This window comes from Methylobacterium sp. C1, assembly GCF_001854385.1.
GTDB lineage: Bacteria > Pseudomonadota > Alphaproteobacteria > Rhizobiales > Beijerinckiaceae > Methylobacterium > Methylobacterium radiotolerans.
The window spans coordinates 5,412,121-5,424,502 of the sequence record NZ_CP017640.1; the positions used below are offsets into that span (position 1 = coordinate 5,412,121).

Below are 12,382 nucleotides of genomic sequence, written 5' to 3' on the forward strand. Positions count from 1 at the left end.
ATTTTGAATGCAGAATTATTGCGACGTGATCTGCTTCCTCTGGCCGATCATCCGCCCGTCGTCATGTCTGAGGTTTCGAGGGTAGCCGTCGAATTTCTCGACGCGCGCGCGACGTGCGGCACCGGCCGGGCTCCGACGCTTCCGATTCGCGGATCTTCGTGGTCCAATACGGTTCGAGCGCATCGCGAAATCTCTCCATGGTCGCCACACGCCGCCCGCCCGCGCCGAGATCGAAGGTCCGGACGTTCCGCGCCGCGCCCGGAGCCGGCCGTGTATGCGCGGTGCTGGCGGCGCTTCTCGGTGGCCTGCTCGCGGCCCCGTTCGCCCACGGGCAGGCCGCGGACGATCCCGAGGCCGAGATGCGGGCGCGGGTCGCCGCGGCCTTCCCGGATGCCGGCCTCGTGCTGTTCCGCAAGATCCGGCCGATCCCCGCCGAGGCGGGGCCCACGGTGGCGTTCTGCGGTCAGGTCAGCAGCGGTCCCGCCGAGCGGGGACGGGCGGATTACCACCTGTTCCTGTACGACCGGACCGACACGGCCGAGACCGTCCGCATCCTCGGATCGGAATCCCTCAACGGCTATCGCGTCGGCCGGAAGCTGATCGGCGCCCTGCGGCGGGTCGGCTGCCTGTGAGGCGGAGGGCGTGGGCGTTCCGTCTCACACGTGACGAAAATGTGGCAGAAGCTTGACTATTCTGCCGTGATCGGTTTATAGCTTGACCGTGGCGTTGCGGTTACACCCCCGAGTCCCGTGGAGGTTCGGATGTGCGCGCGGAAGACCTTCTACATTTTCGTCTCGGCCTCGGACGGTGAGCAGTTCTGCGCCGTCCGGCAGGATCAGCCGATCCCGTCGCTCCTCGACGGTGTGCGCTGGACGTATGTCGGCTGCATCGACATCACCCGGGACAGGCCGTACGGGTTCGACGCGGACGCCGCGCACGCGGCGATGCGGAGCCGCGGCGTCTACTTCTACCGGCGCGAACTGATGTTCCGCCGGGCCAACTTCCTCCTCGAAGCCGCCTGATGCGCCTTCGCCCCGGAGCGATCCTGGCCGGCGCGGTGGCCGGCGCGCTGGTCGTCGGCGGTCTCGGGTTCGCGCCCGCCGCCGAGGCGCAGATGCCGACGCGGGTCGGCACCTGTGCGGCGACAACCATCGCGCGGATCGGGACGCGGTTCAGCGACACGCTCGCGAAGCCGAAGGGCGACGGGATCGACGAGGGGACGAGCGTCGATCTGAAGAACGGCGTCTACGGCGTGTCCTACGCGTATGTCGACGCGGTCGCGCGCTCGCGGGTCGGCGACCGGGTGATGACCTGCCTCGTTCTCCTGCCGACCGGCTGCCCCAGGGGCGACGATCGCGGCAAGATGTACACGACGACCAACCTGCGCACGCTGGATTCCTGGACATTGCCCGACTCGCAGCACATGTGCGGCGGGGCCTGAACGGGCCTCCGTGAACCCGCCGCTCGGACGAGCGCGCGGCCTCCCGGGGCCGGATTCCGGGCGCCGGTGAAGAGGAGAGGGATCCGTGTCGGTCAGGAACGGTCTTGCCGCCCTCGTGCTGGCGGCGGCGGGCGCGGCGCCGGCCCCCGCCTGGGCGTGGGGCGTCCCCGGATGCACCAACCTTCCCGAGTACAACCGCGCCCTGGGCGCCCTGCAGGGCATGACGAGCGCCTGCGACATGAGCGTCGAGGAGGCCCGCCGGGTCGTCGCGGCCCATGACGGCGTCGCGCCGGCCCCCGGTCGCCGCCGCGGAGCCGCCGCCGCCGCGGGTCGCGCCGCGGCACCGCAGGGCGCGGGCGCACCGGAGCGCGCGGCCGCGGCATCACCGCTGAGCCGGCCGGCCGGCGCTCAGTCTCGTCGCCCGGCGCGCCGGGGATCCGCGCGGGCGGCGCCCAGTCCGGTCGCGCTGCGCCTGCCGGGCGCGCTGCTCCGCCACGTAGGCGTTCTCGTCGGCGCGTTCCCGCTTCCGGCGGCGGTCGGCGGCCGCCGCGCTCCGCTTGCGCCACGCCTCCGTCTCGGCCTTCTGGCGCAGCAACTCCTCGACCGTGATGGGGGTCACGGGCGCCCTGGGTTGCGCCCAGGGATAGGGCCGCCGCGGCGGAGGCGGGCGGGGCGCCCGGTCGGCGGAGGCCTGCCCGTCACGCCGGAGCGCCTCGGCCGCCTCGGCGAGGGTCATTCCGGCGCCCCGCGCGATGCGCTCGGCGGCGGCCCGGGCGGCCGCCCGCTCGCCCGCCGTGGCGCCCTGGGCGGCGAGCGCGAGGCATTTCTCGAACCGGTCTCGGTCGGCGGGGGTCATGAGCGGCGTCTTACCGCCAAGTCGGCCCGCCTGTCCCGTCGCTCCGATCCGTCAGTGCGGCGGCGCGCCGGCCACCGTGCCGGCGAAGCGGCCGAGGCTCTCGCAAACGATCCGGACGGCGGCCTCCGTGAGGTCTCCCGGCGGTGGCGCCGCGGCTCGTGCCGCTACGTCCGGACGCGTCCGCTCCCGCGCGGTCCGATCGCCGGCAGGCCGGTCCCGTCCGGCAGTCCGCCGAGCGCCACGAGGATCCGTCCGAGGAGCGCCCGCGAGTGCCGCGCGCCGTTGCCGATGGTCGCGCGGTCCGGCCGGCCCGGATGGGCCTCGTAGGCCGCGCGCAGCCGGTCGAGCTGCCGCCTGCGCGTCTCGGGATCGCTGGAACCCACGGCCCATCCTCCCGGCAGGCCCTGGCTCGCGGTGCGCCCCCGCGAGCGAGCCTTCGACCATCCCGAGTCGGGGAGTTGGAAAACCGTGTCTGAACGGTCCCTACGACCTTTAGCGCCGGAACGCCTGGACATACGCCGCAGGCTCCCCGACCGTGTGGTCAAGGATACGGGTGCCGTTGTGGTCGGCACCGACCATCAGACAGGGGGTTCCACGCCCCAGGGCCGCGCGTACGGCCCCGCTGGCGTTCTAGTCGCGTCTAGGAACGAAATCCAGCCCGTCGTGCCGCTTCGCGCTCGAGGCTTCGGAAGCCGCCATCGATCAGCAGGGCCAGCGCGGACACGGCGAGGCCGCCCTGCAGCACGTAGGCGGTGTTGCCGGTGAGCAGGCCGGAGATGATCACCTCGCCGAGGGTGCTGGCCGCGACCGTCGAGCCGATCGTCGCCGTCGCCAGCCCGATGACGGCGGCGAGGCGGATCCCCGACAGGATCATCGGCAGCGCCAGGGGCAGCTCGACGCGGACGAGCCGCTGCCGGTCGGTCAGCCCCATGCCGCGCGCGGCCTCCATCAGCGCCGAGTCGAGATCCTCGAGCCCGGTGAGGGCGGTCTCGAAGATCGGCAGGAGTCCGTAGAGGACCAGGGCGATCAGGGTCGGAACCGCCCCGAACCCGAGGATCGGGACGGCCAGGGCCAGGACCGCGACGGGCGGGAAGGTCTGCCCGATGCGGGCCACCGACCGGGCGAACGGCAGCACGTCGCGGCCGGCCGGCCGCGTGGCCGCGACCGCGAGGCCGAGGGCGATCGCGGCCGCGATCGTGGTCGCGGCGGCGACGAGCAGGAGGTGGGTGACGGCGAGCGTCAGCAGCGGCGTCTGGGCGTAGATCGGCGGCGCGTCGCCGGGGGCGAAGGGCCGGAACAGGGGCGCGAACAGGCCCGGAGCGACCAGGAACGCCCCCAGCAGGGCGAGGAGCGCGGCCCGGGCGATCCGCGGGGCGCCGATCACGGCCGGGCACCCCGCGCCGCGAGGGCCTCCCGCGTCACCCGGCCCAGGACGACGCCGTCGCGGCTGACCGGCAGGGCCGGGCGCCGCGACCACAGGCTCTCGGCGAGGGCGGCCCGCACCGTGGTCCCGGCCGGGATGGGCGGGCCCGGCGCCGGGCCGGGCTCGACCAGATCGTCCACGACGCGCAGGGCCATGAGCTGGAAGGCCCGCTCGCCGCTGCCGAGGAGGGCGCCGACGAAGGCGGTGGCGGGTGCGCCGATGAGGTCCGCCGGCGCGGCCTCCTGCACCAGGCGCCCGCCATCCATCACGGCGACCCGATCGCCGAGATGGAGCGCCTCGGTCATGTCGTGGGTCACCAGCACGATCGTGGTGCCGTAGCGCGCCTGGATCGCCAGCAGATCCGCCTGCGCCCGCCCGCGGATGATCGGATCGAGGGCGCCGAACGGCTCGTCCATGAGCAGGATCGGCGGCTCGGCCGCGAGCGCCCGGGCGACGCCGATCCGCTGCTGCTCGCCGCCGGAGAGCGCCGCCGGCAGGCGGTCCCGGTAGACCGCCGGATCGAGGTTGAACAGGCCGAGAAGCTCGTCGACCCGCGCGGCGATCCGCCGGCGCTCCCAGCCGACGAGCTTCGGGACCACCGCGATGTTCTCCGCGACCGTGCGGTGGGGGAACAGCCCGTGTCCCTGGATGGCGTAGCCGATCCCGCGGCGCAGGAGGTGCGGGGGCACCTCCCGGACGTCCCGGCCCGCGATCCGGATCGTCCCGGCGCTCGGCTCGATCAGGCGGTTGATCATGCGCAGCAGGGTGGTCTTGCCGGATCCCGAGGTGCCGACCACCGTCAGGATCGTCCCGGCCTCGACCCGCAGGGTGACGTCCGCCACGACCGTGCGCCCCTCGAAGACGCGGCTCACCCCGGCGAGATCGATCATGGGGTCCGCTCCGCCGCGCGGCCGCGGCTCAGGTCGATGACGGCGTCGAGCAGCACGGCGGCGCCGGTCGCCAGGGCGACGGTCGGCAGCGCGCCGAGCAGGACGAGGTCGCCCGCATTCTGGCTGATGCCCTGGAAGACGAACACGCCGAGGCCGCCGCCGCCCACGAGGCCCGCGATCACCGCGAGGCCGATATTCTGGACGAGGACGATCCGGATCCCGGTCAGGATCGCCGGGAGGGCGAGGGGCAGGTCCACCTGGAACAGCCGCTGGCGCTGGGTCATGCCGACGCCCCGGGCGGCGTCGCGCACCGGCCCGGGCACGGCGTCGAGGCCCGCGACGGTCGCGGCGGCCACCGGCAGGAGCGCGTAGGCGAACAGCGCCACGAAGGCCGGCGCGGCGCCGATCCCCGCGATGCCGAGGGCCGATGCGCCCGGGACCTCCCGGCCGATCCAGGCCAGGGGCGCGATCAGCATGCCGAACAGGGCCATGGACGGGACGGTCTGCACGACGTTGAGGCCCGTGAGCAGGCCCGCCCGCAGGGGCGGGACCGGGCGCGCCAGCGCGGCCGCCGGGATCCCGATGAGGGCGGCGGCCGCGACCGAGCTGAGGGCGAGGGCGGCGTGGGTCCGCAGCTCCCGGCCGAACGTGTCGGAGCGGCCGGCATATTCCCGCAGGACCGAGAGGTTGTCCCAGAACCCGGTGCGCAGGGCGAGCCCCGTCGCGGCGACCAGCAGGGCCAGCAGGGCGATCCGCGGGATCGGCCCCGGCCGCATCCGCGCCAGCGCGTCGCCGACCGCCAGGGCCGCCGTCCCGGAGGCGAGCCACCAGCCGGCATCCGGCGAGACCCGGCCGTAGCGGTCGCCCGGCGCGGTCAGGTGGTCGGCCGCCCAGCCGGCCGCGAGGCCGAGCAGCAGCAGGATCGCGGAGGCGGCGGCCAGCCGCAGGAGCGGCGCCGACCGCAGGGCCAGCAGCGGCAGCGCCAGGGCGACGACGCCCCCGAGGAGGAGCGCCGCGCCGGTCGGGAGCGCCGACCACGCCGACAGCGCGGTGCCGGCCGCGATCCGGTTCGGCCGGGTCGTCATCAGCGGCAGGGCGAGCAGGCTCACCCCGAGCACGGCCGCGAAGGCCGCGCCCAGCGGATCGACGCCCGGGCGCGGCCGCCCGGTCGCGGACAGTAATCCCGTCCTCACGCGCCGACGGCGTCCCGGGACGCACAGGTGGACTGAAGCGGGACGGGTCTCATGAGGCGGGTCACCGGCGTCGCGACGCTCTCGGGCGCCCCGCCGCGCATCCTTGCCGACGGAGCCCCGGCTTGTCGACGCGGGATCCCGCGGGCGGCCGACGACCCCGCCCGCGGAGGCGCGGGTCGCGGCGCTGTCCGCGTGACCGGCTCAGCGCGCGAACCCGTTCCGCCGGAGGAAGTCCGCCGCGACCGCGGAGGCCGGCTCGCCGCCGATCTGGACCCGCCCGTTGAGATCCCGGAGCGTGGCCAGATCGAGCCTGCGGAAGATCGGGTCCAGCACCGCGGCGATCTCCGGATGGGCCTTGAGGACCGCGCCGCGGACCACGGGCGCCGGCTGGTAGACCGGCTGGACGCCCTTGTCGTCGTCCAGCATCACGAGGCGCGCGACCGCCATGCTGCCGTCGGTGCCGAACACCATGGCGGCGTTCGTGCCGGAGGTGCCCCGCGCCGCCGCCGCGATCGTGGCGGCCGTGTCGCCCCCGGCCAGGATGACGAGCTGGTCCGGCCGGAGGGTGAAGCCGTAGGCGCGGCCGAAGGCCGGCAGCGCCCCCGGGCTGGTCACGAATTCCGACGAGGCGGCGAGCCTGATCGCGCCGCCGCCCGCCACGTAGCGGCCGAAGTCGCTCATGGTCCTCAGGCCCGCGGCCCGCGCGATCTCCTGGCGCACGGCGATCGCCCAGGTGTTGTTGGCCGAGGCGGGCGTCAGCCAGACGAGGTCGTTGGCCGCGCGATCCAGGTCCCGGGCCGTGCGGTAGGCCGCCTCCGGATCCTTCCAGACCGGGAGATCGGCCTTCCCGAAGAAGAACGCCGCGTTGCCGGTGTATTCCGGGTAGACGTCGATCTGCCCCTCGATCAGGGCCTGCCGGACGATCGCGGTCGCGCCGAGCTGGATCTTGTCGACGATCGGCAGGCCCCGGGCCTGCAGCGCCTGCAGGATGATGTTGCCCAGCACCCCGCCCTCGGTGTCGAGCTTGGAGGCGACGACGATCCCGGCCGCCGGCGCGCCGGGCGTGGGCGCGCACTGGGCGACCAGCAGCGCGAGTCCTGCCGCGACGAGACCCGCCCGGATCCGCTTCACCATGGCCTCCGGGTCCGCTCCGGCGCCCGTCAGGTCCGGTCGGGCGCTCGCCTTCATCTAGGGCCGGTCCCGATCGAGTTGAGGCGGAGGCGCGCCGAGCCTGTGCCGCACGTGAGAGGGGGCATGGCGCGACTTTCTCCACCCGGATCGTCGTCCGTCCAGACCGCTGCGACACGATCGGGAGCAGCTCTCGGGCCGGTGCCGCGGCGTGATTCGGTGCTCGAGCCCGGTCGACAGCCTCGCCTCTCGCCCCGGACCGATCCGGCGTCGCGACCCGCGGAACCGCCGGGATGACCGCCGCGCTCGGCGAGTCCAACCGGGGCCGTATCAAATCAACACATTCCCGTTAACGTTGTTTAACCTTTACATGATCCTTCCGCGAACGATCCTGGCGTTGGAGATATAATCTTGAGTACATGCTTCGTGTCGAAAGGAGGGGGGATATGTCGTATTCGATTCTGGTTCGCGATCTCACCCGCGAGACCGACGGTGCTCCGAAACTTCTGGCCTACGACATTCACGACCGCTCGGCGGCCGAGACTCTCGTGTCGGTGATCGCCACTTCGTACCAGGATCACGGTTTCAATCCAGCGACCCGCGTCCACTGGTTTCGCCACGCGGGCGGGGTGCGCGAGATCTTCACCTGGCCGCGGTCCTGACCGGCGGCGCCCGGGCTCAGGTGCCGCAGAAGGTCCGGTAGCCGACGCCGCCGCCCGCGGGCGCCTCGGCGAAGGCGGCGTGATCCGGCTGGTCGTCGTAGGGGCGGGCCAGCACGGCGAGGAGCGTCGCGAACGGCGCGAAGTCGTCCCGCTCCACGGCGGCCTCGATCATCGCCTCGACCCGGTGGTTGCGCGGGATGAAGGCCGGGTTCACCCCGCGCATCGCGGCGGCGGTCTCGGCCGGGTCGCGGGCCTCCTGCGCCAGCCGCGCGCGCCAGTCGGCCGCCCAGGCATCGTAGCTCGTCGGATCGACGAACCGGTCGCGCACGGTCGCATCGGCGTCCGGGCGCTCCGCGGCGGCGCAGAGGGCGCGGAACGTCAGGGTGAAGTCGGCCTGGTTCTCGGCCATGCGCTTGAGGAGGTCGCCCGCCAGGGCCGGGTCGCCGTCCCGGGTCTCGGCGAGTCCGAGCTTGCGGGCGAGGCCGCCGTGATAGGCCGCCTCGAAGCGCGGCGCGTAGGTGGCCAGCGCCGCCTCGGCCTCGGCGACCGAGGCGTCCTCGGCCTCGGCGAGGAGCGGCAGCAGGGTCTCGGCGAGCCGCGTCAGGTTCCAGAGCGCGATCCGCGGCTGCTGGCCGTAGGCGTAGCGGCCGTTGCGGTCGATGGAGCTGTAGACCGTCCGGGGATCGTAGGCGTCGAGGAACGCGCACGGCCCGTAATCGATCGTCTCGCCGGCGACCGACATGTTGTCGGTGTTCATCACCCCGTGGACGAAGCCGACGTGCAGCCAGCGGGCCACGAGGTCGGCCTGGGCCGCGACGACGCCCTCCAGGAGCGCGCGGTAGGGGTTGGCGGCCCCGGCGGCGTCCGGATGGTGCCGGGCGATGACGTGGTCGGCGAGCGCCCGCAGGCCCTCGACGTCGCCCCGCGCCGCGAAGAACTGGAAGGTGCCGACCCGGATGTGGCTCGCCGCCACGCGGGTCAGGACCGCGCCGGGCAGGAGCGTCTCGCGCACGACCCGCTCGCCGGTCGTCACGGCGGCGAGGGCCCGGGTGGTCGGGATGCCGAGCGCCGCCATGGCCTCGCTGACGAGGTACTCGCGCAGGACCGGGCCGAGCGCCGCCCGCCCGTCGCCCCGCCGGGAGAACGGCGTCGGGCCCGCGCCCTTCAGCTGGATGTCGCGGCGGTGCCCGTTGCGGTCGACGACCTCGCCGAGGAGGACCGCGCGGCCGTCGCCGAGCTGCGGCACGAACTGGCCGAACTGATGCCCGGCATAGGCCGCGGCGATCGGGTCGGCGCCGTCCGGGACGGTGTTGCCCGCGAGCGCCGCGACGCCGTCCGGGCCGGCGAGCCAGTCCGGGTCGAGGCCGAGCTCCTCGGCGAGCGGGCGGTTGAGCCGGACGAGGCGCGGCGCCGCCACCGGCGTCGGCGGCCGGCGCGCGTAGAAGCGCTCCGGCAGGCGGGCGTAGCTGTTGTCGAAGGGGAGTGCCGTCATCGTCGGGATCTATGGAGAGCGGGGTCGGGGGGCAAGCGGCGCCCGTCGGGGGCGCAGGATCAGACGGTGCAGTCGACGCCCGTGAGGGCCTCGGATACCGACCAGAGCCGCGCGGCGGCGGCGGTGTCGCGGGCCTGCGCGGCGATGTCGGCCCGGGCCGGATGGCCGTGCAGCTCCCAGATCCCGTCGGGACCGTAATAGGCGCCGCCCTCGGCCTCCTGCGCGGTGGCGGCGAAGAGCAGCGGCAGCGCGCCCCGCGCCGCGGGCTGGCCGATCACCGCGAAGATCAGGTGCCCGGCAAGGCGCTGGACGGGGCCTGCCCGGTCGCCGCGGCGGAACACGTCCGTCCGGGCGGCGCCGGGATGGACCGGGATCGCGCGGATCGGCGCCCCCGCCGCCCTCAGGCGGCGGTCGAGTTCGAGCCCGAACATCAGCATCGCGAGCTTCGACTGCCGGTAGGCCTTCTGCGGCCCGTAGGCGCGCCGGAGCTGGAGGTCGTCGAAGTGGATCCGTCCGGGCCGGTGGGCGAGGCTCGCCACCGGGACGATCCGGGAGGTCACCCGCGCGGGCACCAGGGGCAGGAGCAGCCCGGTCAGCGCGAAATGGCCGAGATAGTTGGTGCCGAACTGGCGCTCGAACCCGTCCCCCGTCTCCTCGCGCCGCGGCACGGAGGCGATGCCGGCGTTGAGCAGCAGGATGTCGACGGGCTGCCCGTCCGCGCGGCAGGCCTCGCCGAAGGCGCGCACGGAGGCGAGGCTGGCGGTGTCGAGGCGGCGGAAGGCCAGCCGCGCTTCCGGGTGACGGTGCCGGATCGACGCCATGGCGCGCTGGGCCTTCTCGCCGTCGCGGGCGGCGAGGGTGACCGCGGCGCCCGCCCCCGCGAGGGCGAGGGCGGCCTCGTAGCCGAGCCCGCTGGTCGCGCCGGTGACGATCGCGTGCCGTCCGGCCTGACTCGGCATGTCGCGGGTCGTCCACCGGGTCCGGGTCATCGTCGCGCCTCTCCGCTCCTCGGCTAATCCGCCGGGCGCGGGGTTGTTCGCGGCCGGACCGGCCCTCAGGCGTCGGCGGGCCGGATCGTCTCGATCGCGTCGAGCGCCTCGATCCTCCGGGCGGCCGGACCGCGCGCGGCCGGATCGGCCGTCGGCCCGCGCCGCCGGGCCCGGCAGGCCAGGGCCGCGAGGGCCAGGAGCCCCCCCGCCAGCACGTCCGGCAGGTAGTGGCCGCCCGACCCGAGGGTCGCGACGATCACGGCGGCGTTGAGCAGGGCGGCCAGGGGGCCGAGGAGCGGCACCGGCGCCAGCGCCCAGGCCGTGAGGAGCGCGAGGCAGACGTGGAAGGACGGGAAGGTCGCGAGGCCGCGCAGGTCGCCGAGCGCCAGCGTGTGCAGGGTGCCGGCCCGCAGCCGCGCCACCGGCTCGAGGTGCCAGAGCGCGCCGACCGTCTCCAGGGGCTCGGACGGGACGACCCGCGGGGCGTAGTGGGCGTAGGGGCCGAGCGCCGGCAGGAGGGCGGCGAGGCCGATCACGCACAGCAGCGTCGCGGAAAACAGCCGGATGTAGGTCCAGAGCCGGCCGAGCCGGCGGGTCGCGCTCAGCGCGATCACCACGAGCCCGACCTGCGGGCCGCTGGAATGGTAGGCGAGCGCCAGCCACCACGACAGGGTCGGATGCCGCGCCAGGAAGGCCACGTGGCCCGTCCAGTCGAAGCCGAGGGCGGTCTCGATGCGGGCCAAAGCCGGATCGACGAAGGGCAGCCCGATCCCGGCGGCGAGGAAATGCAGGACCGCCACCGGCACCGTGAAGGCGATGAGGAACGCGCTCGCCAGGGCCATGCCCCGCAGGGGCGGATCGGACTTCACCGTGCTCAGGCAGGCCGCGGCGAGCAGCAGGACGAGGACGGCCAAGGCGGCGAGGCCGAAGCCCAGGGGCTCGACGGCCATGCCGGACGCCGCCATCCAGACGGCGTCGACCGCGATGATCGCCAGGGTCAGCGCCCAGAGACGCGGGTCCGGCGCGGCGATGCCGGCGCTGTGCCGGCGCAGCAGGCGCGACCCAGTGCCGGCGGGGCTTCGAACGGGGACGATGGGCTCGCGGCCGGTGTGAACGACCCGGTCTGGACGCATGATCCGGCTCACCTCGCCCGACAGGGCCGATGCTTGGCCGCGACGGGGCTCGGCCGCGACAGGGAGAGGCCCGCCGGCCGCGCAGGCGGACGGGCGAACAGGGTGGGGTTCGCGGGGGCGGACGTTACCGGCCGGTCGTGGGGGCGTCCCCGGTGGCCGGGGGCTTGCCGGTGCCGACCTCGCCCTCCGCCGGCGGCACGGCGGACGGATGCGTGACGGCCTCCGTGGCGGTCTTGCCCGGATCCTTCGTGTCGGCTGCCGGCTTCGGCGCGGTCTCGACCGGAGGCGCCGCTCCGGCTCCGGGCCGATCCTGCGCGAGGGCCGCGGCCGGAAGGGCGGCCAACGTGGCGGCGGCGAGGAGAAGGGCGGGGATCGATCGGGTCAAGCTCGGCTCCGTCGGGCGCGGTCGGGCGTTCAACCGGCCCAACGGCTGGCCGCAGGCGTCGTTCCGACGCGCCGACCGGCGGAGGGGCCCGCACGGGACGGGCCGGTGTGGCGCGGGCCGGTCCGGGACCGGCCGGGAGGTGACGGGTGGGTCCGGCGAGGCCGTACCCGGTCCCGTCATCTCAGGTCCTGGCGCGGTGGGCGCCGGCAGAGCGCGCGCCGGAGCGCGCGGCCGGGGCTCTCACGCCTCCGCGGTAGCCTTCCGGGTCTTGCGGCTCTTGGTGGCCTTCGTGCCGGTGCCGGTGCCGGCGCCGGCATCCGCCGCGACGGAGTCCGCGGGCTCGCTCCGCTTGGCGGCCGGGCTGCGGCGCTTGTGCCCCAGGCCGGCGTTGCGGGCGAACTCGGCGCGCATCGCCGAGTAGTTGGACGCGGTCGTCGGGTAGTCCGGCGGCAGCCCGTAGCGCTGCCGGTACTGCTCGATCGTCATGCCGTTGCCGGTGAGATGCCGCTTCAGCGTCTTGTACGGCTTGCCGTCGATGAAGCTGATCAGGGCGTCGGGCGTGATCGACTTCTTGATCTGCGCGGGCGTCGCCTTCTTGAATTCCGGCTCGGACGAGCCCGTCGTGTGGCCGAGACCGGCCAGCGCGGCGTGGACGCCGGACAGGAGCGACGGGAGGTCGGGAACCGGAACGGAGTTGTTGGCGACATAAGCCGAAACAATATCGGCAGTCAGCTCGACGAAATCGATCGGGTCCTGATGCGGTGCAGGATTGCTATCTTCCATGGGCGCC

At 74.5% G+C, this 12,382-nt stretch carries 15 protein-coding genes; 4 read left to right on the forward strand and 11 right to left on the reverse strand.

Going from position 1 to position 12,382, the window contains the following annotated elements:
- Positions 1-197: 197 nt before the first annotated feature.
- From BKE41_RS24970 to BKE41_RS24980, 3 genes are all read left to right on the forward strand, one after another.
- On the forward strand, positions 198-632 hold the full coding sequence (locus tag BKE41_RS24970; RefSeq protein ID WP_053621872.1) for a hypothetical protein: 435 nt from the start codon (positions 198-200) through the stop codon (positions 630-632).
- Positions 633-761: 129 nt separating this feature from the next.
- Positions 762-1,022, forward strand: a complete 261-nt coding sequence (locus tag BKE41_RS24975; RefSeq protein WP_012321793.1) for a hypothetical protein — start codon at positions 762-764, stop codon at positions 1,020-1,022.
- Positions 1,022-1,441, forward strand: a complete 420-nt coding sequence (locus tag BKE41_RS24980) for a hypothetical protein (protein WP_071000242.1) — start codon at positions 1,022-1,024, stop codon at positions 1,439-1,441. The genes BKE41_RS24975 and BKE41_RS24980 overlap by 1 nt, the downstream gene beginning before the upstream one ends.
- A gap of 382 nt (positions 1,442-1,823) precedes the next feature.
- Here BKE41_RS24980 and BKE41_RS24985 read toward each other — a convergent pair whose 3' ends face one another.
- The 6 genes from BKE41_RS24985 to BKE41_RS25010 form a co-directional block, all read right to left on the reverse strand.
- Positions 1,824-2,297, reverse strand: coding sequence for a hypothetical protein (locus BKE41_RS24985; RefSeq protein ID WP_245295837.1), 474 nt, complete (start codon positions 2,295-2,297; stop codon positions 1,824-1,826).
- Between the two features lie 164 nt (positions 2,298-2,461).
- The gene (locus tag BKE41_RS24990) at positions 2,462-2,680 is read right to left on the reverse strand and encodes a hypothetical protein (RefSeq protein WP_012321797.1); all 219 of its coding nucleotides are present in this window, start codon (positions 2,678-2,680) and stop codon (positions 2,462-2,464) included.
- Between the two features lie 257 nt (positions 2,681-2,937).
- Positions 2,938-3,681: an ABC transporter permease gene (locus tag BKE41_RS24995; protein WP_199825812.1), complete on the reverse strand. Its 744-nt coding sequence runs from the start codon at positions 3,679-3,681 to the stop codon at positions 2,938-2,940.
- On the reverse strand, positions 3,678-4,610 hold the full coding sequence (locus BKE41_RS25000; protein ID WP_012321799.1) for an ABC transporter ATP-binding protein: 933 nt from the start codon (positions 4,608-4,610) through the stop codon (positions 3,678-3,680). Before BKE41_RS25000 ends, BKE41_RS24995 begins: the two co-directional genes overlap by 4 nt.
- Positions 4,607-5,803 (reverse strand): ABC transporter permease, encoded by a 1,197-nt coding sequence (locus BKE41_RS25005; RefSeq protein ID WP_071000243.1) that lies wholly within the window; start codon positions 5,801-5,803, stop codon positions 4,607-4,609. The genes BKE41_RS25000 and BKE41_RS25005 overlap by 4 nt, the downstream gene beginning before the upstream one ends.
- Positions 5,804-6,004: 201 nt before the next feature.
- A complete protein-coding gene (locus BKE41_RS25010; RefSeq protein WP_234741025.1) occupies positions 6,005-6,991 on the reverse strand; it encodes an ABC transporter substrate-binding protein in 987 nt (328 codons plus the stop codon).
- Between the two features lie 386 nt (positions 6,992-7,377).
- Here BKE41_RS25010 and BKE41_RS25015 point away from each other — a divergent pair, with 386 nt between their 5' ends.
- Positions 7,378-7,593: a hypothetical protein gene (locus BKE41_RS25015; protein ID WP_024828518.1), complete on the forward strand. Its 216-nt coding sequence runs from the start codon at positions 7,378-7,380 to the stop codon at positions 7,591-7,593.
- Positions 7,594-7,609: 16 nt separating this feature from the next.
- Here the strand turns inward: BKE41_RS25015 and BKE41_RS25020 are convergent, their stop codons facing one another.
- The 5 genes from BKE41_RS25020 to BKE41_RS25040 all read right to left on the reverse strand — a co-directional run bounded on the left by BKE41_RS25020 (position 7,610) and on the right by BKE41_RS25040 (position 12,375).
- On the reverse strand, positions 7,610-9,085 hold the full coding sequence (locus BKE41_RS25020) for a protein adenylyltransferase SelO (protein ID WP_012321803.1): 1,476 nt from the start codon (positions 9,083-9,085) through the stop codon (positions 7,610-7,612).
- Between the two features lie 59 nt (positions 9,086-9,144).
- A complete protein-coding gene (locus BKE41_RS25025) occupies positions 9,145-10,074 on the reverse strand; it encodes an oxidoreductase (protein ID WP_012321804.1) in 930 nt (309 codons plus the stop codon).
- Positions 10,075-10,139: 65 nt separating this feature from the next.
- Complete coding sequence (locus BKE41_RS25030) at positions 10,140-11,207, reverse strand: phosphatase PAP2 family protein (protein WP_058606332.1); 1,068 nt, start codon at positions 11,205-11,207, stop codon at positions 10,140-10,142.
- A 124-nt stretch (positions 11,208-11,331) separates the two neighbouring features.
- Positions 11,332-11,592: a hypothetical protein gene (locus BKE41_RS25035; RefSeq protein ID WP_024828515.1), complete on the reverse strand. Its 261-nt coding sequence runs from the start codon at positions 11,590-11,592 to the stop codon at positions 11,332-11,334.
- 240 nt (positions 11,593-11,832) lie between these two features.
- Positions 11,833-12,375 (reverse strand): MucR family transcriptional regulator, encoded by a 543-nt coding sequence (locus tag BKE41_RS25040; RefSeq protein ID WP_012321807.1) that lies wholly within the window; start codon positions 12,373-12,375, stop codon positions 11,833-11,835.
- Positions 12,376-12,382: the final 7 nt, after the last annotated feature.

What these genes read in the sequence shown, in the direction of transcription:
- BKE41_RS24970 (WP_053621872.1), top strand. Translation starts at nt 198, where the DNA reads ATGGTCGCCACACGCCGCCCGCCCGCGCCGAGATCGAAGGTCCGGACG.
- BKE41_RS24975 (WP_012321793.1), top strand. Translation starts at nt 762, where the DNA reads ATGTGCGCGCGGAAGACCTTCTACATTTTCGTCTCGGCCTCGGACGGT.
- BKE41_RS24980 (WP_071000242.1), top strand. Translation starts at nt 1,022, where the DNA reads ATGCGCCTTCGCCCCGGAGCGATCCTGGCCGGCGCGGTGGCCGGCGCG.
- BKE41_RS24985 (WP_245295837.1), bottom strand. Translation starts at nt 2,297, where the DNA reads ATGACCCCCGCCGACCGAGACCGGTTCGAGAAATGCCTCGCGCTCGCC.
- BKE41_RS25000 (WP_012321799.1), bottom strand. Translation starts at nt 4,610, where the DNA reads ATGATCGATCTCGCCGGGGTGAGCCGCGTCTTCGAGGGGCGCACGGTC.
- BKE41_RS25010 (WP_234741025.1), bottom strand. Translation starts at nt 6,991, where the DNA reads ATGAAGGCGAGCGCCCGACCGGACCTGACGGGCGCCGGAGCGGACCCG.
- BKE41_RS25015 (WP_024828518.1), top strand. Translation starts at nt 7,378, where the DNA reads ATGTCGTATTCGATTCTGGTTCGCGATCTCACCCGCGAGACCGACGGT.
- BKE41_RS25020 (WP_012321803.1), bottom strand. Translation starts at nt 9,085, where the DNA reads ATGACGGCACTCCCCTTCGACAACAGCTACGCCCGCCTGCCGGAGCGC.
- BKE41_RS25025 (WP_012321804.1), bottom strand. Translation starts at nt 10,074, where the DNA reads ATGACCCGGACCCGGTGGACGACCCGCGACATGCCGAGTCAGGCCGGA.
- BKE41_RS25030 (WP_058606332.1), bottom strand. Translation starts at nt 11,207, where the DNA reads ATGCGTCCAGACCGGGTCGTTCACACCGGCCGCGAGCCCATCGTCCCC.
- BKE41_RS25040 (WP_012321807.1), bottom strand. Translation starts at nt 12,375, where the DNA reads ATGGAAGATAGCAATCCTGCACCGCATCAGGACCCGATCGATTTCGTC.